The sequence below is a fragment of the Caballeronia sp. GAWG1-1 genome (genome assembly GCF_023631465.1).
Classification (GTDB): Bacteria; Pseudomonadota; Gammaproteobacteria; order Burkholderiales; family Burkholderiaceae; genus Caballeronia.
This window is the reverse complement of record NZ_JALQDB010000043.1, coordinates 22,830-48,053: the sequence shown is the minus strand read 5'-3', so window position 1 is coordinate 48,053 and position 25,224 is coordinate 22,830. Positions and strand designations below refer to the sequence as shown.

The 25,224-nt window shown below is 62.1% G+C and carries 21 protein-coding genes; 5 read left to right on the top strand and 16 right to left on the bottom strand.

Annotation, left to right across the window (positions count from 1 at the left end; genetic code table 11):
• Positions 1 to 153: 153 nt before the first annotated feature.
• The 3 genes from NCT03_RS29735 (at position 154) to hfq (ending at position 3,868) form a co-directional block, all read left to right on the top strand.
• Entirely contained in the window at positions 154 to 1,314 is a 1,161-nt protein-coding gene (locus NCT03_RS29735) for a helix-turn-helix transcriptional regulator (protein ID WP_250494966.1), read from the top strand.
• Between the two features lie 289 nt (positions 1,315 to 1,603).
• On the top strand, positions 1,604 to 3,382 hold the full coding sequence (locus NCT03_RS29730) for a hypothetical protein (protein WP_250494965.1): 1,779 nt from the start codon (positions 1,604 to 1,606) through the stop codon (positions 3,380 to 3,382).
• Between the two features lie 213 nt (positions 3,383 to 3,595).
• Positions 3,596 to 3,868 (top strand): RNA chaperone Hfq, encoded by a 273-nt coding sequence (gene hfq, locus NCT03_RS29725; RefSeq protein WP_250469659.1) that lies wholly within the window; start codon positions 3,596 to 3,598, stop codon positions 3,866 to 3,868.
• A gap of 12 nt (positions 3,869 to 3,880) precedes the next feature.
• Here hfq and NCT03_RS29720 read toward each other — a convergent pair whose 3' ends face one another.
• The gene (locus NCT03_RS29720; RefSeq protein ID WP_244831727.1) at positions 3,881 to 4,894 is read right to left on the bottom strand and encodes a hypothetical protein; all 1,014 of its coding nucleotides are present in this window, start codon (positions 4,892 to 4,894) and stop codon (positions 3,881 to 3,883) included.
• Between the two features lie 123 nt (positions 4,895 to 5,017).
• On the bottom strand, positions 5,018 to 6,433 hold the full coding sequence (locus NCT03_RS29715; RefSeq protein WP_250494964.1) for an amidase: 1,416 nt from the start codon (positions 6,431 to 6,433) through the stop codon (positions 5,018 to 5,020).
• Positions 6,434 to 6,568: 135 nt separating this feature from the next.
• Between NCT03_RS29715 and NCT03_RS29710 the strand changes: the two genes are divergently transcribed.
• Both NCT03_RS29710 and NCT03_RS29705 read left to right on the top strand, forming a co-directional pair.
• On the top strand, positions 6,569 to 7,480 hold the full coding sequence (locus tag NCT03_RS29710; RefSeq protein WP_250494963.1) for a LysR family transcriptional regulator: 912 nt from the start codon (positions 6,569 to 6,571) through the stop codon (positions 7,478 to 7,480).
• A 68-nt stretch (positions 7,481 to 7,548) separates the two neighbouring features.
• On the top strand, positions 7,549 to 8,106 hold the full coding sequence (locus NCT03_RS29705; RefSeq protein WP_250494962.1) for a TetR/AcrR family transcriptional regulator: 558 nt from the start codon (positions 7,549 to 7,551) through the stop codon (positions 8,104 to 8,106).
• Here NCT03_RS29705 and NCT03_RS29700 read toward each other — a convergent pair.
• From NCT03_RS29700 to NCT03_RS29635, 14 genes are all read right to left on the bottom strand, one after another.
• On the bottom strand, positions 8,059 to 9,555 hold the full coding sequence (locus tag NCT03_RS29700; RefSeq protein ID WP_250494961.1) for an efflux transporter outer membrane subunit: 1,497 nt from the start codon (positions 9,553 to 9,555) through the stop codon (positions 8,059 to 8,061). The two genes, NCT03_RS29705 and NCT03_RS29700, sit on opposite strands and share 48 nt — an antisense overlap.
• Positions 9,552 to 12,686, bottom strand: a complete 3,135-nt coding sequence (locus NCT03_RS29695) for an efflux RND transporter permease subunit (protein ID WP_250494960.1) — start codon at positions 12,684 to 12,686, stop codon at positions 9,552 to 9,554. Before NCT03_RS29695 ends, NCT03_RS29700 begins: the two co-directional genes overlap by 4 nt.
• A gap of 15 nt (positions 12,687 to 12,701) precedes the next feature.
• Entirely contained in the window at positions 12,702 to 13,982 is a 1,281-nt protein-coding gene (locus NCT03_RS29690; protein ID WP_250494959.1) for an efflux RND transporter periplasmic adaptor subunit, read from the bottom strand.
• 422 nt (positions 13,983 to 14,404) lie between these two features.
• Complete coding sequence (locus NCT03_RS29685) at positions 14,405 to 15,352, bottom strand: Solitary outer membrane autotransporter beta-barrel domain (protein ID WP_502799823.1); 948 nt, start codon at positions 15,350 to 15,352, stop codon at positions 14,405 to 14,407.
• 71 nt (positions 15,353 to 15,423) lie between these two features.
• A complete protein-coding gene (locus tag NCT03_RS29680) occupies positions 15,424 to 16,431 on the bottom strand; it encodes a GntR family transcriptional regulator (protein ID WP_250469667.1) in 1,008 nt (335 codons plus the stop codon).
• Between the two features lie 91 nt (positions 16,432 to 16,522).
• On the bottom strand, positions 16,523 to 17,701 hold the full coding sequence (locus NCT03_RS29675; RefSeq protein ID WP_404989379.1) for an ABC transporter substrate-binding protein: 1,179 nt from the start codon (positions 17,699 to 17,701) through the stop codon (positions 16,523 to 16,525).
• Positions 17,702 to 17,742: 41 nt separating this feature from the next.
• The gene (locus NCT03_RS29670; protein ID WP_250494957.1) at positions 17,743 to 18,792 is read right to left on the bottom strand and encodes a CobW family GTP-binding protein; all 1,050 of its coding nucleotides are present in this window, start codon (positions 18,790 to 18,792) and stop codon (positions 17,743 to 17,745) included.
• Positions 18,789 to 19,088: a hypothetical protein gene (locus tag NCT03_RS29665; RefSeq protein WP_244831737.1), complete on the bottom strand. Its 300-nt coding sequence runs from the start codon at positions 19,086 to 19,088 to the stop codon at positions 18,789 to 18,791. Before NCT03_RS29665 ends, NCT03_RS29670 begins: the two co-directional genes overlap by 4 nt.
• 12 nt (positions 19,089 to 19,100) lie before the next feature.
• Positions 19,101 to 19,856, bottom strand: a complete 756-nt coding sequence (locus NCT03_RS29660) for an SDR family NAD(P)-dependent oxidoreductase (protein ID WP_250494956.1) — start codon at positions 19,854 to 19,856, stop codon at positions 19,101 to 19,103.
• Positions 19,857 to 19,881: 25 nt separating this feature from the next.
• The gene (locus NCT03_RS29655; RefSeq protein ID WP_244831739.1) at positions 19,882 to 20,637 is read right to left on the bottom strand and encodes an SDR family NAD(P)-dependent oxidoreductase; all 756 of its coding nucleotides are present in this window, start codon (positions 20,635 to 20,637) and stop codon (positions 19,882 to 19,884) included.
• An 18-nt stretch (positions 20,638 to 20,655) separates the two neighbouring features.
• Positions 20,656 to 22,026 (bottom strand): MFS transporter, encoded by a 1,371-nt coding sequence (locus NCT03_RS29650; RefSeq protein ID WP_244831740.1) that lies wholly within the window; start codon positions 22,024 to 22,026, stop codon positions 20,656 to 20,658.
• A gap of 23 nt (positions 22,027 to 22,049) precedes the next feature.
• Positions 22,050 to 22,931 (bottom strand): polysaccharide deacetylase family protein, encoded by an 882-nt coding sequence (locus NCT03_RS29645; protein WP_250494955.1) that lies wholly within the window; start codon positions 22,929 to 22,931, stop codon positions 22,050 to 22,052.
• A 233-nt stretch (positions 22,932 to 23,164) separates the two neighbouring features.
• Positions 23,165 to 24,055: an alpha/beta fold hydrolase gene (locus NCT03_RS29640; RefSeq protein ID WP_250494954.1), complete on the bottom strand. Its 891-nt coding sequence runs from the start codon at positions 24,053 to 24,055 to the stop codon at positions 23,165 to 23,167.
• Between the two features lie 116 nt (positions 24,056 to 24,171).
• Positions 24,172 to 25,059, bottom strand: a complete 888-nt coding sequence (locus NCT03_RS29635) for a LysR family transcriptional regulator (protein ID WP_250494953.1) — start codon at positions 25,057 to 25,059, stop codon at positions 24,172 to 24,174.
• Positions 25,060 to 25,224: the final 165 nt, after the last annotated feature.

Below are 25,224 nucleotides of genomic sequence, written 5' to 3'. Positions count from 1 at the left end.
ACTCTGCCGGTGCACTTCACTCAAAGCTTTCCCTTTTAGTTCGGTTACCTAAGGTGTAATCTGCAATTCCATTCGAGGCCTTGCAACCCGAAGGCCTTCGTCTACGGACCACGCTTCGGTCCTGAACTCGTGAGCAACCGCGAGGCAAAGATCATGGACGCAGACAATAAACCGGTCGGACATCAAGACCGGCTCGGTCCGGTAATCAGTCTTCTCTACGATGCCGCGCTCGACGACGCTCAATGGGCCGGCGTGGCTTCGGCCATTGCACGAGCGTTCGACGCCACGAGCGGCGTGCTCAAGACATGCGGCGGTCCTCGCGGTCCAAAGCTCGCAAGCGTGACCGACAATCTGCGTGTCGCGCCGAACGAACAGGCCTGGGCGGATTACTGGCATCGGAACGATCTATGGGTCGAACACTCCGCGCGGCTTCATCCGGGCGAAGTATTCACGAGCCAAAGCCTCATGCCCGATACGCAATTCGAGCGCACCGGCTTCTATCAGGACTGGACGCGGCGGCTCGATATTTATCATATGGTTGGGGTGCTGTTTCCCGTTGGCAATGGTGAGACAGGTGTGCTTGGCGTGCATCGGCCGCTTTCCGCAGGGCGTTTTGTAGAGAACGATCGTCAGGAACTGGGCGTGCTGTTTCCGCATGTGCGCCGCGCGCTCGGCTTGCGCGAACGGTTGCGCGACACCGCGCTCGCACAACGCGCGGCAGTGGATGCGCTCGATTGCATCGAGACCAGCGTGCTCGTGGTCGATGCATCGTGCATGGTCTTGTATGCGAACCGCGCTGCCGAGAATCTACTGGCTTCGTCATCCGAGATTCGCACGCATGCACGGCGCGTGTGCATGAACAGTCCCGCATTGAACAGCCGGCTTGCAAAGCTGATACGCGACGCCGTGCAAACCTCGAACGGCGCGGCTCACGCGGCTGGCGCGGCGCTCGCCGTGCCACGGCAAGGCAGATTGCCGCTCACCTTGCTCGTGGCGCCGTGGCGTGCCAATTGGGCGTCGGCGGATGTGTCACGCCCAGCGGCAAGCATTTTCATTCGCGATCCTGAGGTTTCCGGGGATTCCGCCACGCGCACGCTTCGGGACCTGTTCGGACTGACGCGCGCGGAAGCGGCGATAGCGGTCGCTATCGGCGAAGGACAATCGCTCGATCAGATTGCCGCCACGCTCGGCGTCGGGCTCGGCACCGTGCGCTCGCATCTGAAGAAAGTGCTTTCCAAGACCGGCACCAGCAGACAAGGCGCGCTTGCCGCACTGGTGGCCCGTAGCGTCGCGAGCATTTCGCCTCATCCGTAAGCCCTCACGCATCTCCTATTTGGGAGACGACTGCCCGCCCCGTCCGCCGTAGATTCATAGCGTCTCGCGTTCCGAGCGCGTCATTCACGACCGAGCGCGATCACGACATGGCCGCCCTGTTCTGGGTGAGCCGCCCTGCGTTTTCATGCTGGCGCGACGAATCGTATCGCGAGGAGACCATGCATTACGAGCGGCCCGCGTCGGTTGATCGTCGCGTGGTCTTCGTGCTGTACATCCTTAATAAGATCCGGATACCAGGGCAATTCATCAGTCATTTGGGAGAGCGAACATGATTACCGCCCGGAATGCGGCGCGCGCTGGCGTCGTAGCAAGTTCGTTGTCGTTGCGCCGCACCGGCGTCGTGCTCGCCGGTTTCTGTTGTGCGACGCTCGCGCCCGATGCCTTCGCCGACGGCCTCAATTTCGGCCAGATCATGAACAGTCTGCGTGGCGGCGGAGCGAACCTTCATGTGCAACCGCTCGTCAACGCAGCGAAGGGACAATACGAGAAATACGAAGCAAAGGCGCAGTGTGACGACGTAAAAACGTGGCTCACATCCGGACCGCTTCCCGCTGGCGGCGGTGGCATGAGTGCGGCGCAATCGCCGCAATCGGACCCGGCCGTGACAGCGCTGATTCAGGATGCGCGCTTTGCTCCCGTGTTCGGCAAGACCTACGATCAGATAGACCCGAAGATGCTGACGGAGTACACCAGCAAGATCTTGCCGCACTGTTTCAGCACGACCGGACCGCTCGCATCGATTCCGCCCGACCAGAAGGCCGCCGCCACTCGCGCGATGACTTCTTTCCGCTATAACAGCAATCTGCGCCTGCTCGCGCAGTCGCGCGCCGCGACTGGCGGACTCACGGAACTCGCGACGGAAGCGGAGTCGCTCAAAGCCGATGAAACGGGCCACGCGCGTTTGATCGAGATCGAAGCATCGGCGCAAAAGATTCTGCCGCAAGCACCCCGCGCCGAGCGCGATGAGTTCGCGAAACGCATGACGGTTGTCGAACAACGCGTGGCGATACCTGTCGAGGACGCGCAGACGGCGCAGGCCATCGACAACGCGCGCGGTTATCCCGGCATGGTGGAACTGGCGAAGTTGTATCGCATGCAAAACCGGCCAGCGTTCTCCACGGCGCTCACGACATCGCGCAACGCCGAGATGGCGAAGATCGGCGTCGCGCTCAATCAGTTGGGCACGGCGCAGGAAGCCGTCGAGCGGCAGAGCATCGATGCGCTCGGCACTGGCTTGGCCGGCCTGCAGCAGGGGCGTACGTGGAGCGCGGACTTCCGCCGGCGCTACGACGGCATGGAGCGTGTGCCGAGCGTTCAGGAAACCTACCAATATTTTCTGAGCCGGCGCGCCCAGGCGCTCGAAAGCTCGCGAGGAGAAATCGAGCAGCAGATCAGGCACGCTCGTTCGGGCGAGGAGATCGCGCAGATCAAGTCGCGTTATCTGATGGATAGCGATGCCAACGCGCCGGCCGGCGTGGCGATTGCCACAGCGATGGTCGCGCAGCAAGAAGACTTGCGCAAACGCAGCGCGCTCGGCGATGCTTACGAGGCATCGTCCGGCAACGACTCGGCGCGTCCGGTCGCTGTCGCCGATGCACAGCCGCGCGCCACATCGAAGTCATCCGAGCGGGCATCGCATTTGGGCGGCGAACCCACGGCGGCGGAAATGTACGATGCGGTCAACAATCGGGCGCAGGCCATCGCGCGAGGTATCTCGTCGCAAAACGAGCGTTGCCAGCAGGCCGACCGTTCAAGGCTCACGAGCGGCGATGCCATGCTCTGCCTGACCACCATGTTCATGGGCAGCAAGTCGGTGCGCGGTAACGAACCCATGCGGATCGACTCGTTTCAGAAGCTCGGTTGCGCGCCGGCATCGGGCAAGCCGGGTTATGTCTGCGACTATTCGATGAACATATCGGGCGGACCCGCCGATGCCATGCGTGGCATGTTCACGACGCTTGGCAGCGGTGGCGGCGAGACTTCCGAGGCGCGGTTTCTCAATGCGGGCGGCCACTGGATCATGCAGGTGGATGACAAGAAGGAGTAGCAGACGAGGGCGACGCGTTTCGGCGTTCACCCGTTTTATATCAACACTTAAAACCCAGTCCACCTAAACATACTAGGAAATAATCAACACGAAACACCGTATTTTCACGGAGATTCCGAGAGAGACCGGTTTTGCCTGTGGCCCACCCCACACGTCGGGGCTTGCGCGGCGCGTATTCTGGGAGCGATGTACTCACGGAAAGGGACGGCCGCCATGACTCAAGCCGATACTGACATTCAGTCGACTTTCCTCGAGACCTTGATCGCCGAGCGAAAAACCGTATGGGTCTTTCTCGTGAGCGGGATCAAGCTGACAGGACTGATCGAATCGTTCGATAAATACGTGCTCGCGGTGCAATCGCCGAACGGCATACAGACCATCTACAAGAACGCGATATCGACCGTCTGCGAACCGCACACGCTCCCGCCCAAACGGACGGACGAACGCGCTTCGATGACGCGCGTCGAGCGCGCGCATCGAAAATAGACCGCAGTACCTTTACGCCGGTCTGACGCCGGTGCCTCGCCCGCGACGCTTCGCTGCAACGGCCGGTGTCACCACGGGCGCTGGCGCCGTCTCGATCACACCGAGCGGCGACGCTGGCGCAGCCAACCCCAGCACCGTGCTCACGCGACTGACGAAAGGCACCGCGAGCTTGCCGTATCCGGCTTCGGTCGCGTGAATTTCGTTTTCCCAATCATTGCTGATGCCCGACGCTTGCGCATCGGCGCGCGTGAGGATGCCTCGCGTATCGATCACATGAAAATTTTGCAACGTGAGGCTCATGCTGATCGAAGCAAGTTTGTCGATGAACGCGTCCGCAATGGCGTTCCAGTCGTTCGCAGGGATTTTATAGTCTGTCAGCGCAGGCAAGAGCCACGGTCCAATTCCCAAACCCGCGCCGCTCGCGCGAGGCGTCGCGTAGTCATAGGTGTGCGTGAAGATCGGCGTATTCGTGTTGTGTTTGCTCTTCGATCGCATGAAGTCCAGCGCCTTGAATTGCTGCTCCAGATGCAGCCTGAAGGTCTCCCAACCTTGCGCCGAGATGTAGCGATTATCGGCGGCGGCGAGCGGCCCACCCCATTCGTCGCTCGTGAGAAGCAGTCTTTCGTGCGGCGCGACAGGCACACCGTTGTCGCCGATCGCCGCGACCTGCACGGCATCGATGAGGTCGTTGCCGCCGCCCGAAAGCAAAATCGCGCTCCACGGTTGTTCCTTTGGACCGGCCAGCAGCGAGTAAAACAAAGGGTCTCGACGAAGGTCGACCATGTGAGTGAGCGTATCGCCGGGGTCGGCGCAATTCACGGCGACCGCCGCCTGCGCGAACTCCAGGTTTTTTAGCAGATTCGACGAACTCCAATGCTCGACCGTATTGGTCGTGAACCACGAGTCCCCTTGCGCCAGGAACTGCCAGTTGAACGTGCCCACGTCCGGCTCGCCGTGCGCGTTCATCTGCTGCGACTGAATCACTGTCAGTTTGTCCGGCATCGTCTCCCCCGCCCTTTTCGTCATGCAAGCTCAAGGCAGCCGGGACGAACCCGGCGCTCTGAAAGCTTAGGCGATAGGCGACGAACCCTCGCGATTTGCATTCGTCTGCGTACGCAAGCGCACACATTCGCCGATGCCGCGCACCGCTCAGATAGCAGGCCGCCGCTCGCCGAGGCCGCCCTTGCGCTCGATGAGCGCGCCGAGCCGCAAGATCGTGGCTTCATCGAGCCACTTCGCGACCAACTGAACGCCGATCGGCAAGTTCTCCGAGCTGAAGCCGAAGGGCACCGAAAGCGCCGGCAAGCCGGTCAGATTAAACGGCGACGTTGCGCTCATCACATGCGTCCACGGCACGGTCACGCCATTGACCACGAGTTCCTGCGCGCCGTGCGGCGTTGCGGTCATCGGATTCACGGGGCAAAGCAGCACATCGTATTGCTCGAAGAATCCGGCGAACGCAGACCTGAGCGCTTCCGCTTTCGCTTCGGCGCCGATGAAGTCGGCGAACGCAGGGTCCGGCGTCTCGACGATGCCCTTGCCTATCGCGTGCAAGTCGTTCTCGCGGCCTTTCACTATGGCCTTGACGGACGGCACGAGTTCGCCGAAGACAAGCGTCATCAGCGCACTGAGCGGCTCGCCGAGAAACGGCAGGCGTACCTCTTCGACATCGCAGCCGAGATCGGCAAGACGCGCGGCGGCAGCCTTGACCGCGGCGGTGATCTCGGGATCGACCGGGCCGAACGCGGCATCCGATACCCATCCTACCCGCACGGGCTGACCTGCAATCCCGGCACGGTCCGCGTCGGCGTTGCGGGCATGCACGGCGTAACCATCGAAGCCATCGGGGCCTTTCAGAATCGAGTAACCGAGCGCGACATCGCCGACCGTGCGAGCCATCGGCCCGACATGCCACCAGCGCGCGATCACGCCCGGATAGTGGCCCGTATAAGGCACGCGGCCATGCGTGGCCTTGAGTGCGGCGATGCCAGTGAACGCCGCCGGCCCGCGCACCGAAATGGCAACATCGCTGCCGATACCGATTGGCGACATGCCAGCCGCGATCGCCGCCGACTCGCCGCCCGACGAACCACCCGGCGTGCGTTCGAGATTCCACGGATTATTGGTTCGGCCGGTAACGAGGTTATCGGTCTCGGTCCACGCCGAGAACTCGGGCAAGTTGGTTTTCATGAGCGGGATGCCGCCTGCAGCCTTGAAGCGCGCGACCGACGTAGCGTCCTGCGCGGGTACGTTGCCGGCAAAGAGCCGCGAGCCGCGCTGCGTGAGCACGCCGGCGGTATCGAGTGCGTCCTTGATGGAGAAAGGCACGCCATGCAGCGGCCCGAGCGCGGCGCCGCTCATCACGGCTCGTTGCGCCTGCCTGGCGGCTTCGAGGGCCTGTTCGCCCATTAGCGTCACCACGGCATTCACTTTGGGATTCACGGCCTCGATGCGATGCAAATGAGCCTCGATCACTTCGACACTCGACAATTCGCGAGTGCGAATGAGGCGCGCGAGTTCGGTTGCGCTTGCGTAGTGAATGCGGGTTCGATCGTTGGAATTCATCTGATACTCCTTTGATGGTTTTTCGGTGCGTGCGCTTGAGCGTTGCGACGACGATGCAGCGAACGAAACCAGAGTACATCCATCCGCCAACTCGATTAACATCGCCAGCGTGGATATGAGAAATCGAGGAAACGCATGAATGGCACAGGCTTGCTGGAAGCCGAAACGTTTCTCTTCGTCGCCGAATACGGTGGGTTCGGCGCTGCGGCGCGCGAACTGGGTGTCACGCAATCCACCATCAGCCGGCGCATTTCGCTTCTGGAGAGCAGAGTTGGCGTGCGCCTCATCGAACGCACGACACGACACGTCGCATTGACCGATGCCGGCAAGTCCTACGCGAGCGAATTACGCGACATCCTCTTGCGTCTTCGACACGCCGAAGCGCAAGCGCAACGCGGCGCGGCCGAACCCGAAGGCCTGTTGCGCATCACGATGCCGACCGCATTCGGCCGCGCCTGCGTCATTCCATGTGTTACGCGGCTTGCAAACCGTCATACGCGGCTGCGTTTCGAGGTCGATCTCTCGGATCGCTATGCCGACCTGCTCGAAGGCAATTTCGATGTCGCCGTGCGCCTTGCATCGACATCGCAATCGGGAATCAGCGAGCGGCACATTGCCTCGGCGGATCTTTGCTTGTGCGCGTCGTCGGCGTACGTGGCCATGCATGGGCCGATCACCGAGCCTGCGCAAATCGTCGCGCACGAATGCCTCGCGCTGCAGACCTACGCGCCGCGTACGAGCTGGAATGTCATCTGGCGGGGCAAACGAACCGAGATCAGCTTCACGCCGAAGATGGTCGTGAGCGATCTGTTCGCGCTTGCGGACTTTTGCCGCGCGGGGCTGGGCGTCGCGGTCCTGCCCATGTATGCGATAGGGTCTGCGTTGGCCGATGGCAGTGTCGTCGATGCCGCGCCTGAACTTTCCTTCGTGCCGCTCGAAGTCTTCGCAGCTTACGCGCATGGCCGCGAAAAATTGCCGAAGGTCGCGGCCTTTCTCGAAGCGTTGAACGACATCGGCAGCGTGGGCGCGCCTTTGAAAAAGCGTTGAAGATGCGATTGGTCACGCACGCTTTTGGATGTTAAATTACATCCATTTGGAAGAGAGATAGACACGTCATGCGCAAGTCCCGACAGGAAGCAGCCGAAACGCGCGAACGCATAGTGGAGTCGGCGTCCACGCGCTTTCGTGAGAACGGTATAGATGGCACCGCGCTCGCCGATCTCATGGCGCAAGCCGGCCTCTCGCACGGCGGCTTCTATAAGCATTTCGGATCGAAAGAACAAGTGGTGCTGGAGTCGCTCGAACTGGCGAGCGACACGTTGCGCGAGACCATGTCGTCGGCGCTTACGCGCAAGAGCGGCATCAACGCCGCCGTTGCGGATTACCTTTCGCCGGAGCATCGCGACAACGCGGGCGCGGGTTGTCCGTTCGTCGCGCTGTCGAGCGAACTCGCGCGTTCCAGCGACGAAGTGCGCACCGCCGCGACCGCGGGCATCGAGCGCCTGGTCGAACTGTTCGCCGGTAATCTCGACGAGCCGCCCGCCGCCGCGAGGAAGCAGGCGCTCGTCATGCTCTCCACCATGATCGGCGCGCTGACGCTGGCGCGCATGGTCAACGAGCCAGCGCTATCTGACACCATCCTTCGCGAGGCCAGAAAGGCGCTCGCTCAGTGAGGCATCGTCTGCGGTAGCGGCGGGTTGCGTGCGCCAGCCGCCGCCAAGCGCGCGGAATGCGCCGACCGCCGCACGCGCTGCATCGGCGCGCGTGGCATCGAGATCGTCGCGTGCCACGAGCAACTGACGGTCTGCATCCAGCACGTCCGTGAGCGTGATCGCACCGGCCTTATAAGCGCGCTGCGACAAGTCGCGTGCGCGCGTGAGCGCGGCCACCTCGGCATCGAGTTCAATACCCCGGTTCTGCGTTTCGCTCAATGCGACGAACGCGTTCTCGACATCTTCCGCCGCACGCAACACGCTCTGCCGATAAACCGCAAGCGCCTCCGCATTCGCGCCACGCGCCGCCGCGACTTCCGCATCCACCTTGCCGAAGTCGAAGAGACGCCAGCGCAGTCCCGCCGTAATCGCCGGTTGAAACGCGCGCGCCGTGAACAGCTCATGCGAGCCGCCGCTATCGAAGCCGAGCAGACCAGTCAGCGAAAGCTTCGGATAATAGTCGGCAATCGCAGCGCCAATACGTTCATTCGATGCCGCGAGGCGCCGCTCCGCCGCGATCACATCGGGACGTTGACGCAACAGCGCGGTGGTATCGGGCGACGCAGCGATGGATGGAATGCCGGGGATATCCGCCGCTGTCGCCAGTTCGCTCGCATACGTGCCGGGCTGCACGCCCATCAGCACGTCGAGTCGATTCAACTGCGCGTTGAGTTGCACACGCAGCGTCGGAACCACGGTGCGCGCTTGTTTGAGCAGTGCATCGGCTTGCGCGACTTCGCGTTCGTCGGCGGCGCCCGCGGCCACACGCAGACGCACGATGTCGAGCAGTCTCGCATCCGTCGATATCTGGTCCTGCGCCACCGCAAGACGTGCCTGAAAGCCGCGCACTTGCAGATAGGCATCGGCGGCATCGGCGGCGACTGTCACGCGTGTGCCGGCCTGCTCGGCCTGCGCGGCTTCTTCCTCGCGCGTGGCGGCGGCCGCATCGCGACGCAGACCGCCTGCCAGATCGATTTCCCAGCTTGCCGCCGCGCCTACCGTGTATTCGCGCTGATCGCGGCTATAGCCGGGGAAAGTGCGCGCAAGCGAGCCGAGCGGGCTGACGAGGCTTTGATGCTGCGCGCTCGCCGATGCATCGAGGTCCACCGTCGGCAACAACTGCGCGCCCGCCGATGCCGCCGCCGCCCGCGCCTGCTGTACCCGTGCGAACGACGCCGCGAGATCGAGGTTCTGCGACAACGCGCGCTCGACCACGGTGACGAGCATGGGATCGTCGAAGCCGGTCCACCAGGTATCGAGCGGTGGAGCGGTCTTGCCGGTTTGTGCGGGCACGTGCTGCAGCGGTTGCAGGGCCGTTTGAGGCGTGACGTAGTCGGGGCCGACCGCGCAACCGGCAAGCGCCGCGAATAACGTCGATGACGCAATCCATGTGAGCGATGGCTTCATCATGCACGCCCCTTGCCGAACCGGCGAATGAATACATAGAAGGCTGGCGTGAAGAGCAGACCGAAGCCTGTCACGCCCAGCATGCCGAACAACACGGCGGTGCCGAGCGACTGCCGCATCTCCGCGCCCGCGCCGGTTGCCACGGCCAACGGCGCGACGCCGAGAATGAACGCGAAAGAGGTCATGAGAATGGGCCGCAAACGGGTACGCGCCGCATGCACCGCAGCGGTGACGGCGGACACGCCCTCGTCTTCCTTCTGCTTCGCGAACTCGACGATCAGAATCGCGTTTTTCGCCGCCAACCCGACAAGCACGACGAAGCCGATCTGCGCGAGGATATCTATCGGCATGCCACGCAACGAAAGCCCGGTGACTGACGCGAGAATACACATCGGCACGATCAGCACGATGGCAAGCGGCAACTTCCAGCTCTCGTATTGCGCCACGAGCACGAGGAACACGAAGAGCGCCGCCGCGCCGAACACGACGAGCGTGGGCGTGCCGCGTTGTTGCTGTTGATATGCAAGCTCGGTCCATTCGAAGCCGATGCCCTGCGGCAGCACCTGATGCGCAAGCTCTTCCATGCGATGCAGCGCGGTGCCCGTCGCCACGCCCGGCGCTGCAACGCCCTGCACTTCCGCTGCCGGATAGAGGTTATAGCGCGGCACGCGATACGGAATCGTGCGGTCTTCCAGATGCGCGACGGTTCCTATCGGCACCATATCGCCGGCCTGATTGCGCGCCTTCAGCCGCGTAATGTCCTCACCTGTCCGCCGGAAACGCCCGTCCGCCTGCACGATCACTTCATACGTGCGGCCCAGATAGTTGAAGTCGTTCACGTATTGCGAGCCGAGATAGACCTGCAAGGTGGAGAACACATCCGTGGGCGTCAAGCCGACCTTTTGCGCCTTGACCCGGTCGATGTTGGCGAACACCGATGGCGAGCCCGCATTGAAGAGCGTGAACACGCCCGCGAGATTCGGATCACGATTGGCCGCCGCGACGAGTGCGTTCGCGGCCTTCACGAGCGCTTCCGGTCCAAGGCCCGCACGATCTTCGAGCATCATCTTGAAGCCGCCTGCATTGCCGATTCCTTGCACCGGCGGCGGCGGAATGGTCAACACGTATGCGTCCTTGATGACCGAGAGGCGCTTGCGCATATCGGCGAGTACGGTGTTGGCCGTCACGCCCGGCAGCGAGTGGCTATAGAGCGAAGGCAAGCCTGAAAACACCGTGCCAGAATTCGATGCCACCGTGAGCGTGGTTGCATCGAGCCCGACGAAGGGCGCTACGTGCTCGATACCATGTGTCGACAAGATGATATCGATGGCCTGACGCACGACCTTCTCCGTGCGTTGCAGCGACGAACCTGGCGGCAATTGCACGACGGTAATCAGGTAACCTTGATCTTGCTCGGGGATGAAGCCCGTCGGCGTGCGCGCGAATTGCAGCGCGGTCAATCCGATGAGCGCGACATACACTGCAAGCACCACGGTCAACCCGCGCACGAGCCTTCGCGTGACGTTACCGTACCCGAACGAAAGGCGCTCGAAGCCGCGATTGAAGCGCGCAAAGCCGCCGTGCATGATGCGCGAAGCCCAGTTCGAACGCTCGGCATCGTGTTCGCTATGCGGCTTGAAAAGCACGGCGCACAGTGCCGGACTCAGCGTGAGTGAAACGAAACACGAGATCACCGTCGACGCCGCGATGGTCACTGCGAACTGCCGGAAGAAAAGTCCCGAGATGCCGCTCAGAAACGCCGATGGCACGAACACCGCGCACAACGTGAGCGCAATCGAAAGCAGCGCACCGCCCACTTCGTCCATCGTGCGATGCGCGGCTTCCACAGGCAACATGCCCGCGCGCATGTTCCGCTCGACGTTCTCGACGACAACGATGGCATCGTCCACCACGATCCCCACCGCAAGCACGAGCCCGAACAGCGAGAGGTTATTCAGCGATATCCCGAACGCAGCGAGCACGATGAAAGAGCCGAGCAACGACACGGGAATGGCCACCACGGGAATGATCGTCGCGCGCCAGTTCTGCAGGAACACGAAGACCACGGCCACCACGAGCAGGATCGCAACGAAGATGGTCGTCACGACTTCATCGACGGACTTGCCGATGAAGATCGTCGGGTCATAGATGATCTTGTAGTCGAGACCCGCCGGAAAGTCGCGCTTGAGTTCACGCATCTCGCCGAGCACGGCCTTCTCGACCGCGAGCGAGTTCGCGCCGGGTTCGGCATAGATGAGCAAGGTCGACGCATCGCTGCGATCCATGAAGGCGGTCGAACCGTAGTCCGCCGCGCCCACTTCCACGCGGCCGATATCGCGAATACGCGTGATGCGCCCCTGTCCGTCCGACTTCACGACGATATCGCCGAACTGCTCCGGCGTGGCGAGACGCCCGAGTGCCTCGACGTTGATTTGATACGCCTCGCTGTTGCCCGATGGCGGCTGGTTCAGCACGCCCGCGGAGACCTGCAGGTTCTGCGCACGCAGTGCCGTCAGCACTTCGCTTGCGGTGAGGTTGCTCGCCGCGACACGATCGGGGTCGATCCAGATGCGCATCGCGTATTCGCGTGCGCCCTGGAACTGCACATCGCCCACGCCCTGAATACGTGCGAGCGCGTCCTTCACATGCAGCGTCGCGTAATTCGAGAGATACAACGTGTCGCGCAGCTTGTCGGGCGAATAGAGATGCACCGCGAGCAGAATGCTCGGCGTGGACTTGCGCACTTGCACGCCGAGTCTTTGCACGTCTTCAGGCAAGCGCGGCAAGGCATCCTGCACGCGGTTCTGCGTGAGCATCTGCGCAACGTTCAGATCGGTGCCGATGCGAAACGTGACCGTTACGGTGAGCCTGCCGTCACCGGTCGACTGGCTGCCCATGTAGAGCATGTTTTCGACGCCGTTGATCTGCTGTTCGAGCGGCGTCGCTACCGTACGCGCGATCGTCTCCGCCGACGCACCCGGATACGATGTCGTCACCTGCACGGTCGGCGGCACGATCTCGGGATACTGCGCAACCGGCAGCACGTACATGGCGCCGAGTCCGATCAACGTCAGGAAGGCACTGACGACCGTCGCGAATCGTGGACGGTCGATAAAGAAGTGAGCAATACGCATGAGTGTGTCGTTCCGCTATTTCGATTGCGCTGTCTGCGTGGTCCGCGTCGTCTGCGCGTCGTTTGCTTCGTAGCGGACCGCACCGTCGCGCGTAGTCACCTTCGAGCCGGGCGCGGCGAATGGCAGACCATCCACGATCACACGGTCATCGCGTGTCAATCCCGCACGGACCACGCGCAAGCCGCCGCGCATCTCGCCGATCTCCACGCGCTTGGGCGTGACGGTGCCGTCGTTTGCAACGGTCATCACGACATGCTCGGATTGATCCGGCAACACGGATGCATCCGGCACCAGCAAGGTCGCCGCGGGATGCGCCACGGCAAGCCGCACGCGCGAGAACTCGCCGGGCGTGAGCCGCAAGTCGGCGTTCGGCACGGTGGCGCGTGCATGGATGGTGCCGCTCGCGCGGTCGATCACGTTATCGAGGAAGTCGAGCGTGCCCTGACGCGAATAGTCCGCGTCCGTGCCCTCGCCGGAGGCCAGCTCGACCCTGTTCGCAAGCGGCCCTTTCGTATCCGCGCGATAGCGCGAGAACGACTGAAAGTCAGACTCGCTCATGTCGAAGTCGAGATAGATGGGGTCGAGCGAAACGAGCGTGGCGAGCAGCGTGGTGGGGCTCGTCGCCGCGCGGCTGCCCGCGATCAGATTGCCCGCCGACACCAGATGCCTGCCAATGCGTCCGGTGAACGGCGCGAAGATCTTGCAGTGATCGAGATCGAAGCGCGCGTCGCGAATCTGCGCGGCGGCATCGTCCAACGCGGCCTCTGCGCCATGCAGTTCGGAAGTGCGTTGTTCGACGCTTTGCCGCGTGCCGGCATCGCCTCGCTGCAACTCCTGCGCGCGCTCCAGTTCCTGCTTCGCAAGCACGAGACGCGCTTGCGCGGTCTGCTGCTGCGCCTTTGCCTGAGAGAGCCGAATCTCGTACGGCACGGAATCGATAGTGAAGAGCAGATCGCCTTTGCGGACGACATCGCCATCCTTGAAGTGGATGCCCGTGAGCGTTCCGCCCACTTGCGCGCGAAGCTCGACCTGATCCACAGCCGAGAACTGACCGAGAAACCCTAAGCGCGTATCGAGGTCGCGCACCACTGGCTTGCTCACGGTCACGTCATGACGAGGCGGTGCGGCTTGCACACTTGCGGTGCTTCCGGCATTGCGATGGTTGTTGTAGAACCATCCGCCGCCTATGGCCAGCATGGCCGCAATGGCGATCCACGTGGCGGTGCGGCGCCGGGCTGGCGGACGATGGCCTTGCCGCGCCTCTGCCTCGTCATCGAGTTTTGCTTTCGTATCCACCTGCGTTCACCTCAAGAGAATTGGGATCGTCCGCCGAGCGCCGCTCGGGAAGACGTGTCCCGTCCGGCTCGTTTGGATGTCAACCATCGTCTAAAGGCGTTTAGATTACGTATACAATCTTATTGGTCAAGCGTTTTCAATAGTCGCAACCGGAATATGAAAAACGGAACGTGCGCAAGCTTCGGCCGGACAAGGCTCTGCGGGATTGTTCGCGCGCCGTGTCATGTGTGTTCAGACAGAGCGATTTATGCGGCGAATGCCGTGCTGTAGTGTGGCGAGTGATGGCTCTCGTCATGGAGCCGTCAACGGTTGCGGATAGAGGTTGTTTCTCGTCCGCTTTGCAGGCATCGATGGGTGGACTCCTCCAACCCCCGCCCTTTGCTGCCGGAGCGCACGGCATTGCGCCGTGCGCTTTTTTTTGTTCAGTACTGCAGGCCCAGGCTTGCCGACCAACCCCGGATGTTTGGTCCGAACAAATAGCTCACGCCTAGTTTCACGCTGGTTCCACCCTGAGTTTTGGCGCTCAACGGAGTCAGCAAGCCGAGGCCGACTTCGGCAACAGTGGAAAAGCCGAGCGCACTTCGGTTCGCGCCGAAGAAGCCGCCGTAGCCGCTGCGCACGAACCAGTCGAGCTTGCGCTCGAACACGCTGAGCGATGTCGGCCGCGCATATTCCACACGCAGCGAGTACACACCGGCGGTTTCCCGAAAGCCCTCGAGTCCCGGCGATTCATCGAAGGTCGAGATCCACGACCATGCAATATGTGCCTTGACGCTGAGGCTTTGCTCGGCCTGCTCACGCATCCATTCGATGCCGGCGTTCGGCGTGACGAGCCATGCATTCGTATGCCAGTTGAAGAGCACACCATCGGTGAGTGAACTCAGCGGCTTCGCGGAGCCTTCGTAGCTGGCGCCGTTGATGAGGCGCGCGAGTCCGGCATCGATGGCGGGCGTGAGTGTGAAGCCATAGCCGAGCTTCTGGCGCAACACTACGCCGCCGCCCAGGCTGAAAGCGGACCATTTGCTTCCGATACTGCCCGCTCCGGGCGATGGCGAATCCACTGGCAAGGTCGCGCGATTGGAAAGATAGCCCGCGGAAACACGCCAGAAGATATCGCTTCCGGGTGTGATCGTCGCGAGCTTCGACTCATACGGCACGCGAAAGATGTCGATGGTGGGCTTGATGCCCGCATTGGAGAGGTCGAAGTGAGCGGAATTGATATCCGGCGTGGCGGCGAGATTCAGCAGTTGCGCATAGCCCGAGCCGAGCCGGACGCCCGCGACCTGATCCGCGACCGACTGCGCAAACGCGACCCGAGGCATGGCCACGCTCGCAAGAACGCCAGCAACGATGCAACCGCCAAGAGGCATTCGACGCACGCTCGGGCTCCTTCGGGCTATACGTCGCATCATCGCACAGCGGCGCGCTTGTCACGTGACTATCAGGCGATGCGTTGCATATACGCCGGCAAGTCGGGATCGGGCAAGACCGCCAGCACTTTCAAGCGCTGCAGCGTGCGCTTCTGTCCGGCGCGAAGATGTTGCGTGAGCGCATCGGCGGCAGCCTGCGCATTGCCCTTCAGAAGAAGACGAACGACCTCGCGATGCTCGCTCAACATACCCGCTTCCGGATGCAGATTGAAGGCATCGTAAAAGGCATGATTGACGATGAGCGGCATGTGCGCATGACCGATGGCCGCGCGTAATTTGCGGTTGCGCGAAAAACTCAGCAAGCTGTCGTGCAGCGTGGTTTCGATGCGATAGAGCGCTGCGGCATCGACGGAATCGGGCAGTGCAATCGCACGCTCGATCTCAACCAGCGCCGCTTCCAGTTGCGCGCGGGACAACGAAGGCGCGCTTGCCAGCAGCGCAGCAGGTTCGAGCAACACGCGCAACTCGTAGTCTTCCGCCACGGCACGCGCGGTAAGCGGTCCACATAGCCAATGCGAATACGCCGACTTCTCCACTAACCCGCGATCGCGCAAACGGTTGAGCGCCTCACGCACCGTGCCGCGACTCACGCCGAACGCTTCGGCCGCGTCGCTTTCGTCGATCCGAAAATGTCCGAACACGATGCCAAGCGAAATCACGCCTTCGAGCGCGTCGTAAATGCGCTCGCTATTCGAGGGAATGTCGAGCGGCTCGGGCGGGCGGTCGAAGCCGAGCGCATCTTCGGAAAGCGGCGCACGTAGCGGCTCCGGCACGCCGCCATCGGGATGCGCCACGAGATAACCGCGTCCGTCGAAGGTATGCAATAGGCCGCCCGCATGTAGCATCTCAAAGGCCTTTCTCACCGGCACGCGGCTCGTGCCGAAGATACGCGCGACGGGACCTTCGAGCAGCACGAGACCCGGCGCGATATTGCCGAGTGCAATCGCGGTCTTGAGATGATCGTGAATCAACCGGTAGCGCAGACGGCTGTCCGGTTCGATAGAGTCGACCGATGCCATCGATGCGTCTGCCGTGTCCTCTGCGTCTGCGAGAGGAGCGGTGGTTCGGGAAGCGCTTGCGCGTCTTGTCATCGTTGAACGAACTTCGCTGTCAGGACCGCATGAATTCGGTCCAGCGGCGTACGAGATAGTTATGCTCGTCCATCACCGAGTCCCACACGGCGACCCGGCTCATGCGCGAGACGTAATTGCCGCCGTCGCGCATCTGTCCGGCAGGCACGAGATGCTTGCGCGTCGGGCCGGGAAGGTCCTTGGGCGCTTCCCTGCCATCGTACCAGTACGCCCATTCCGCGTCGCTCATGTGCTCGCGCGAACGCTCCGGGTTCGAGATATAAAAGCCCTGACGCGCCATGGTCGCGCCTGCCCATCCTTCGAGCCACCAGTTGAGATATTCGTAGGAGGCATCGAGCATGCGTCCATGCGCGAGCCGCGATATACCGATACCGCCGAACCAAGCACGATACCCCTCACGCGGCCGCGCGAGCCGAAAGCGCAAACCGGCGCGTTCCAGTTCGACCGTCGCCGGCGACCAGATGCTTTGAATCACGACCTTGCCCGCGATCATCAATTGCGCGGCTTCGGCGAAGCTCGACCAGAAGCCCGCGAAATGACCGCGCCGTTTGAAGTCGATGAGCGTGGCGATCAACGCATCGATCTCTTCGATACTCAGGTTGCCGATATCCTCGAAGCGCATCAGCCCGCAGGCTTGCACCGCCAGCGCGGCATCGATCGCGCCGATGGCCGCATCCGCCTGTAGCGCGACGCGTCCCGCAAGTTCCGGCGCAAGCAGCCATGCCCAGCTTTCCTCGCCTGCAAGGAGCGAAGGCGGCATGGCATCTTCGAGGTAGACGAAGCTGTCCGCATTGTGCGTGAGCGGCAGCATGCTGATGCGTTTGCTCGGCTTGCGCGCAAGCGATCCGTCCGTCTGCACGAAGAGGCGGTCGGCGGGCACGCAGCCCACGCCATTGCTCAAATTGCGTCCGGTATGTCCGGTGCGCGCAAGTGTGTTGACCTCGTCCCAACGACGAATGCGCGCGACATCGATAGGCTGCAACGCATGCGCGGGCCACAGGCATTCGATGCTATGAAACCATTGATCGTAGAGTTCGTAGCGGTCCGGGTGCATCACGCCTTCGCGCTGCACACTCGAACCGTCATCGACGATGAAGCGCAGTTTGATACCAAGGTCCTGCTCCGCGCGCTTGCGCAGATGTTCCTGTAGCGTGACGGATGTGCCGAGCACGCGCAGCTCGACCTTCGACGGATGCACGGCGGGCGCTTGTGGACCGGAGAGATTCGAGCGGACGGGATTCAATCTATGGCTTCTGTCTCGAGGTGCCGGCAAAAGCGCCGGTAGGAAGCAGCCACTGCGTCGCGATCCAGTCCTTCCGCAATGAATACGAGTCGCGAAAGCGGCGCGCCGCCGGGCCAAGCGTCGAGATGCAATACGGGATGCACGAGATGATGCACGGCATGCAGCACGACCGGTTGGGACTCGCCGCGAATGGCGAGCAGTCCCTTGACGCGCAGGATGTTATCACCGTGACGGTTGAGCAGCATGGTGAACCATAACGTGAACACGGGCCAGTCGGGTGCCTCGTCGAAATCGATAGAGAAGGAAGTCAGCGTCGAGAGGTTCTCCCGGTGTTGCGAAAGACGCGCCAATGGACGCTCGCCATCGTCACGTCGTGCGTTCGATGTCATGCCCGTGCGACGCACGAAGTCCGCGAAATCCGGCACATGCGCTGCAAGGCCGAGCACCGCGGATGCATCGTCGTGAACGGTACGGCGCGCCATGCTCGCGGCCGGATTCACGCGTTCGAGTTCGGCTTCGAGTGCCGCGACGTGAGCTTCATCCACGAGGTCCGTCTTGCTGATGAGTAGACGGTCCGCAGCCGCCACTTGCGCGAGCCATTCGGAATGCCGCTCGCGTTGCTGACGCGCGTTGACGGCATCGACCACGGTGACGACCGACGCGATCGAATAATGACTCGATACCACGCGATCGCCGAGCAAGGTCGCCATGATCGGCGCGGGTGTGGCAAGCCCCGTCGTTTCCAGCACCACACGCGAGAACGGCGGCACTTCACCGCGTGCGCGTCGTGAGAACAGGTGCGCAAGCGCGTCCTTCAACTCGCCGCGAATGGCGCAGCAGACGCAACCGTTGTCGAGCAGCACGGTCTCCATTTCCACCTTGCCGATCAACAAATGGTCCAGCCCGACTTCGCCGAATTCGTTGACGAGCACGGCCGTATCGCGCGCGGCATCGCCCTTGAGGACATCTGCAAGCAAAGTCGATTTACCGCTGCCGAGAAAGCCCGTCACGACGATCACCGGAATCACATCGTAGGCAAGGCTCATGGCGCGGTCTCGTCATCGGCGAAAAGTGTCAGCGGATCGAGCGGACGCCCGAGCATGCTTTCCGCGGCCTTCCATATCTGCATGAAGTCTTCGATCATCAATTGCGCGCCGGTCGGCGAAGAGAGTACGAACGATTGGCCGTGAAAGTCGGCAAGACGCAGACGAAACGTTTCGAGCACGCGGTTCGCATGCGCGACCTGCGCATAGCGCTGCGCGCGCGCATTCACGCCCGCGCCCGCCGAAACCGTATTCGACCAGTGCCGCCCGCCGCCAAGTAATCCGCACATGCCGCACATGAAACCTCCCTCTTAAGGCATGACGTCGCCGGAATTCGGTCCGAGCGTCTGCCCGACGAACAGGTTGCCGCCCGGATCGGAGGCGAGCAAGACCGCCGTGGGCGCAACTTCTTCCGCGCGGCCGAAGCGGCGCAGCGGCAGTTCTTTCGCCTTCATCTCCTTCCATGATGCGCTGATTCCATCGACGAGCGGTGTCTCTATCGGTCCCGGCGCAATGGCGTTGACGAGCACGTTGTCGGGCGCGGCTTCCAGCGCGAGCGATTTGGTGAAGCCGATCACGCCCGCCTTGGCCGCCGCGTAATGTGTGAGTTCCGCGCCGCCCTTGATGCCGAGCTGCGACGCCACGTTGATGATGCGTCCCCAGCGCTGCGCGGTCATCGAAGGCAATGCGCGACGCGAGCAGAGAAACACGCTGCGTAAGTCCACGCGCATCATGTCGTCCCACATCGACGTGGTGAGGTCCGTGCAGCGTGCCTGCGTGAGCATGCCCGCATTGTTCACGAGAATGTCGATGCCGCCATAAGCCTCGATACAACGATCCACGATACCGTGCGCGCCCGCCTCTTCGCCGACATCGGCGATCACGGTTTGCACTGTGACGCCGAGCGCGCGGCATGCGTCCGCTTGTGTGGCCAGACGCGCTTCGTTGAGATCCGCGAGCACGAGACGCGCGCCCGCTTCCGCATAAGCGAGCGCAATTGCCGCGCCGATACCGCTTGCCGCACCGGTCACGACCGCGCGACGGCCTTCGAGTGAAAAGGATGCCATGTGCTGTTGTTCCTGTGCGTGAGAATCAGCCGGGCCAGCGCACGGTGAGTCCGCCATCCGCGATGATCGACTGGCCGGTGATGTAGGAGGCGTCGTCGCTCGTCAGATAGCGAATCAGCGCGGCGATTTCTTGCGGCCTGCCGACGCGTCCGAGCGGAATGCCCTTCGCGGCTTCGCGCAAGCCATCGGGGCCGAGCGAATTGACTGCATCGAGCGATTGGGGCGTTTCGATCAGGCCCGGAATGACCGCATTACAACGGATGTTGCGCGGCGCGAGTTCCATCGCCACTGCGCGGCACAGTCCCGGCACGCCCGACTTCGCGGCGGAATAATGCGTGTGGTTCTCCCATCCATAGACACCACCCGCTATGGACGATATCGCGACCATCGCGCCGCCATCGGTCATATGCCGCGCTGCCGCACGGAAGGTGCGCATGACACCGGACAGATCGACATCGAGCATCTGATGCCATTGTTCGTCGCTCATCTCCGTGAGCGGCGATGCGCGCAGCAAGCCCGCATTCGCCACCGCATAGTCGATGCGTCCGAAGCGCGTAATCGCTTCGTTCGCGAAGGCTTCGACTTCCTCGGCGGAAGTCACGTCCACCGCGTGCATCACGCACTGACCGCCCGCCTTCTCGACTTCGGCTGCCGTGACTTGCGGGTCATGCGGGTCTCCAGGAAAGTATCCGCCGACCACGGCCACGCCGATCTGCGCGTATGCCACGGCCAGCGCTTGCCCAATGCCGCTCGCCGCGCCCGTTACCAATGCTGCTTTCACGAAAGACCTCCAGTGGAGTTACTTGATTTCGGTGGGATCGACATGACGCGCGAACAGAATCAGCACGCCGGAAAGGAAACACGGCAATGCGCCGAACCAGAGCGCCGCGTGCAGCCAGTCGCTACCGTGATTGAGCATCGAGGTGACGCCGACGCCCGCGAGGATCGCGCCGATGGGACCCATTGCATGGACGATCGAGCTGCCCGTGCCGCGAATGGCCGTCGGATAACTTTCGCCGATGAAGAACAGCGCCGCCGAATACGGTCCGATCAGGAAGAAGAGACCGAGGCTATAGAGCGCGACGACCACGCCCTGGCTGCTCGGACCATAAAGCATGCCCGCGAACGACAGACCACCGAGCATCCAGCCGATGGCGAGCGTGTTGCGCCGGCCGATCTTGTCGCCGATCCATCCGTGACTCAGATAACCGCAATAGCCGATCACGTTCGACAACACGAGAATCAGCAGCGAGCTTTCGAACGACACGTTATGAACGCGAGTGAGCACCGTCGTGCCGAGCACGCTGAACACCTGAATCGCGGACCAGTTCAGCAAAATGCCGCCGCCGAGCACGAGCGTCGCACGCAATGCGCTGCCGCGAAACGCTTCGGAAAGACCTGCGCGGCTGTGCTCTTCGTAGTCCACCGAATGCGTGCCCGCGAGACTGCGCGCCTCGCCGTCGTGACCGGCTTCGCGCAACTGTTTGATGCGCTTGTGCAGCAGGAATTGCGGGCTTTCCTTCAGACGCCGCGTCATGAAGAAGATGACGATGGCCGGGAACGTCGCGAAGATGAAGCACCCTTGCCAACCGATCCGCGGCAACAAGAGCGCCGTGAGACCGGATGCGATCAGCGCGCCAATAGGCCAGCCGCCTTGCACGAGGCTATAAATGAAGCCCTTGTTGCGATTGAGCTTCGGATCGTTGGCCGCCGAATACAGTTCGTTGAGGTAAGTCGCGTTGACGGTTTCCTCGGCATAACCGAGACCCGAGAGTGCGCGGATGAACACGAGCGGCCACTGACCCATTGCGCCGCCCACGACCGTCAGTCCCGAGCACAACGCCGCGCCCGCCACCGTCCACAAGAGCCCTGCCTTGCGGCCGAGACGATCCAGTAATGGCCCGATGGCGAAGGCGATCACCGCCGTGCCGATTGCCACCAGCGTGGCGATTTCGGCTTGCGAGGCGGCGTCCCAGTTGTAGTGCTTGCCGATCTCGGGCAAGAGCGTGCCGAACAGAATGAAGTCGTACACGGCAAACACCCACGCGAAAAAAGCGACCACGGTTGCGCGTTTTACGTCGCCGGGCGTTATCTGTTCGAGTTTGAAACTTGATGCCGACAGCGGGTTCGCTTTCGCCGGCGCGCTCTTGCTGAGCTCGGAAGGAGTCATGGGATGGGCTCGTATCGGTAGGGTCAGGACTTGCGTGGCTGGCGGCGCAGGAAGTCGTCGGCGATTTCATCGCAGGTGCAAAAGCGCACGCCTTCGTGCTTGCGGAAATGCGCGATCAGACGTTCGAGCATGAGCAATACTTGCGCGCGGCCGGATACATCGGGATGGATGGTGATGGGAAACACCGCGTAGTCGTGCTCGCGGTACACCCAGTCGAATTGATCGCGCCACATCTCCTCGATATCGCGCGGATTGACGAAGCCGTGACTGTTGGGCGCCTTCTTGATGAACATCATCGGCGGGAGATCGTCGAGATACCAGTTCGCGGGAATCTCCACGAGATCTGTTTCCTGTCCGCGCGAAAGCGGCTTCATCCACGTATCCGGATGCTTGCTGTAGTCGATCTTCGTCCAGCTGTCGCCGACGCGCACGTAGTACGGGTAGTAGTCGTTGTGCATCAGGCTGTGGTCGTACTTGATGCCCTTCTTCACCAGTAACTCGTTCGTCACGTTACTGAACTCCCACCACGGCGCGACGTAGCCCGTCGGCCGCTTGCCCGCGAGTTTCGTCACCAGGTCGATGCTGCGATCCAGCACGGCTTCTTCCTGCTCCGGCGTCATCGCGATGGGGTTTTCGTGGCTATAGCCGTGGATGCCGATCTCGTGGCCCGCGTCCGCAACCGCCTGCATCTGCGTGGGAAAGGTCTCGATCGAATGGCCGGGAATGAACCATGTGGTCTTGATCTTCTCGCGCTCGAAGAGCTTGAGAAGGCGCATGGAGCCGACTTCGCCCGCAAAGAGGCCGCGCGAGATGTCGTCGGGCGAGTCTTCGCCGCCGTATGAGCCGAGCCAGCCGGCGACCGCATCGACGTCGATGCCGAATGCTACGAGTATTTCCTTGGCCATCTGCTTTTCTCCTTTGAGCGCTGCGTTTTCGGTTCGAAGCGTTGCTTCGCTTTCACCGGGCACTTAAATGTACATCGTTGACAACATACGTTTACGATGCCGGGTACAAAAATATTCGGCAAATGAGGGATTACCCTTAGTAAAGATCTCGAAGATAAAAAGGGACGGGCGTGCGGAGGCGCGGTCCGTGCATTGAGCGCGGACCGGATTGAACGGAGGCGACGGCGAGGGGTTTAGGTTCGCGCGTGCAGCGTTAGTAAGGCATCGGCGAATGCCTCGGGTTTTTCTTGCGGCAGGTTGTGTCCCGCGCCTTCGACGACGCGATATTCAAAAGGTCCGCTGAAATGCACAGAGTGATGCGCGGTGCCGCCGGTGGACATGACACCGTCGTCCGCGCCGTCGAACGAGATCGTGGGAACGGAGATCGGCGGCGCCTTCGCGAGTTGCTGTTCGAGCGCGTCGTAACGCGGATCGCCATTCACGAGCCCATAGCGATGCCGATACGAATGGATCACGACATCGATGAAGTCTTCGTTGTCGAACGATGCGGCCGTCGCGGCGTAAGTGTCGTCGTCGAAGCGCCAGCTCGGTGACCATAACGTCCACAGCAAGCGGCAGAGTTCTCGGCGGTGCGCGGTCAGGCCGGCACGGCCGCGCTCGCCATGAAAGTAATACTGATACCAGTAGCGAAGCTCGTTTTCCGGCGACGACGGCTTGCCCGATGCCGCGATGTCCTGAATGTTGTAGCCGTTGAGCGTGACGAGCGCCCTGACGCGTTCGGGATGCAGCGCCGCGACGATGCACGCGGCGCGTCCGCCCCAGTCGTAGCCGCCGAGCATTGCGCGCTCGATGTCGAGCGCATCGAGCAATGCGAGCAGGTCAGCGCCCAACGCCGCTTGCTGACCGGAACGCGGGGTATCGGCGGAAAGGAAGCGCGTTGGACCGTAACCACGCAGATAAGGAACGATGACGCGTGCGCCTTGTGCCACGAGAAGCGGTGCGGCTTCATCGAATGAATGAATGTCGTAGGGAAAACCATGCAGCAACACAACGGGCCAGCCGTCTGTCGGCCCGGACTCTTCATAAGCGATATCAAGCAAGTCGGTCTCGATGCGGTTGATCATGCGCTTATCCTCGACGTAGACGTTCGATGACAGCTAGCGTATACGATCCGCATGATTCACGTGGCGCTTACGAGATATCGAACACGCTCGAAAGCGGATGTCATTCGCGATAGAGACTAAGCAATCCGCAAATGCTCGCTGATGTAGTCGATGAACACGCGCAGCTTCGGCGATGCATAACGCGTCGCCGGCCAGAGAATCCAGAATGTCACCGTCTGATCGATGTAATCGTCCAGCACGATCTGCAGCGCGCCGCTCGCAAGCGCATCGCGCACGAGAAAGGTCGGCACGAAGATAAGTCCTTTATCTTGCAGCGCCAGGAACGCCAGCACTTCAATGGTGTTGCTCACGAACGTCTGCGGCAACTCGGCCTCCGCTTCCGCCGTGCCGAGCTGAAACGGCCAGCGTTCGAGCTTGCCGGTGGCGGGAAACTTATGCAGCAGGCATGCGTGATTCACGAGTTCCGCCGGATGACGCGGCACGCCATGCTGCTTCAGATATCCGGGTGACGCGACGACCACTTGCCCGCATGAACCAAGACGCCGCGAAACGAGCCGCGAATCGTGCTGCGCGCCCGTGCGGATCACGGTGTCGAAACCTTCCTCGATGATATCGACCATACGGTCTGACAAATCGACATCGATTTCGATATCCGGATACTTCGCCATGAACCCGTCCAGCGCGGGCATGATGAGCGCGGACAATTGCGGCGTGCTGATTCGCAAACGCCCGCGCGGGCTGCCCGCTGCATTGGACAGTTCGGCTTCGGCGGCTTCGACTTCGCCGAGGATGCGCCTGCAACGTTCGAGAAAGAGCGCGCCCTCGGCGGTCAGCGTAATGCTGCGCGTGCTGCGATGAAAAAGCCGCACGCCGAGACGCTCTTCCATGCGTGCAATGCCCTTGCCCACCGCCGACGACGACACGCCCAATTGCCGTCCCGTCTCCGTGAAGCTGCGCGTTTCAGCGACTTGCACGAACATCGAAATGCCGCCTAGGCTGTCCATGAGTATCCCGAAGAACTGGCCGACTCGCGCGACGCGATCCGCCGATTAAGGAAGTTCTTGTCCGATATATTCGGAACCTTAGCCCATTTTTCTTCTGTCGTCCGGTTCATACACTCTCTTCAACCCTTAACTCCTGCCGTCGAGGAATTCGACGGTCATCCGCAT

Coding starts and splice junctions, on each gene's coding strand:
- NCT03_RS29715 (WP_250494964.1), bottom strand. CDS start 6,433: ATGAATTCCAACGATCGAACCCGCATTCACTACGCAAGCGCAACCGAA.
- NCT03_RS29685 (WP_502799823.1), bottom strand. CDS start 15,352: ATGCCTCTTGGCGGTTGCATCGTTGCTGGCGTTCTTGCGAGCGTGGCC.
- NCT03_RS29665 (WP_244831737.1), bottom strand. CDS start 19,088: ATGTGCGGCATGTGCGGATTACTTGGCGGCGGGCGGCACTGGTCGAAT.
- NCT03_RS29735 (WP_250494966.1), top strand. CDS start 154: ATGGACGCAGACAATAAACCGGTCGGACATCAAGACCGGCTCGGTCCG.
- NCT03_RS29705 (WP_250494962.1), top strand. CDS start 7,549: ATGCGCAAGTCCCGACAGGAAGCAGCCGAAACGCGCGAACGCATAGTG.
- NCT03_RS29635 (WP_250494953.1), bottom strand. CDS start 25,059: ATGGACAGCCTAGGCGGCATTTCGATGTTCGTGCAAGTCGCTGAAACG.
- NCT03_RS29710 (WP_250494963.1), top strand. CDS start 6,569: ATGAATGGCACAGGCTTGCTGGAAGCCGAAACGTTTCTCTTCGTCGCC.
- NCT03_RS29700 (WP_250494961.1), bottom strand. CDS start 9,555: ATGATGAAGCCATCGCTCACATGGATTGCGTCATCGACGTTATTCGCG.
- NCT03_RS29680 (WP_250469667.1), bottom strand. CDS start 16,431: ATGGCATCGGTCGACTCTATCGAACCGGACAGCCGTCTGCGCTACCGG.
- NCT03_RS29720 (WP_244831727.1), bottom strand. CDS start 4,894: ATGACGAAAAGGGCGGGGGAGACGATGCCGGACAAACTGACAGTGATT.
- NCT03_RS29695 (WP_250494960.1), bottom strand. CDS start 12,686: ATGCGTATTGCTCACTTCTTTATCGACCGTCCACGATTCGCGACGGTC.
- NCT03_RS29645 (WP_250494955.1), bottom strand. CDS start 22,931: ATGGCCAAGGAAATACTCGTAGCATTCGGCATCGACGTCGATGCGGTC.
- NCT03_RS29650 (WP_244831740.1), bottom strand. CDS start 22,026: ATGACTCCTTCCGAGCTCAGCAAGAGCGCGCCGGCGAAAGCGAACCCG.
- hfq (WP_250469659.1), top strand. CDS start 3,596: ATGACTCAAGCCGATACTGACATTCAGTCGACTTTCCTCGAGACCTTG.
- NCT03_RS29670 (WP_250494957.1), bottom strand. CDS start 18,792: ATGAGCCTTGCCTACGATGTGATTCCGGTGATCGTCGTGACGGGCTTT.
- NCT03_RS29660 (WP_250494956.1), bottom strand. CDS start 19,856: ATGGCATCCTTTTCACTCGAAGGCCGTCGCGCGGTCGTGACCGGTGCG.
- NCT03_RS29640 (WP_250494954.1), bottom strand. CDS start 24,055: ATGATCAACCGCATCGAGACCGACTTGCTTGATATCGCTTATGAAGAG.
- NCT03_RS29730 (WP_250494965.1), top strand. CDS start 1,604: ATGATTACCGCCCGGAATGCGGCGCGCGCTGGCGTCGTAGCAAGTTCG.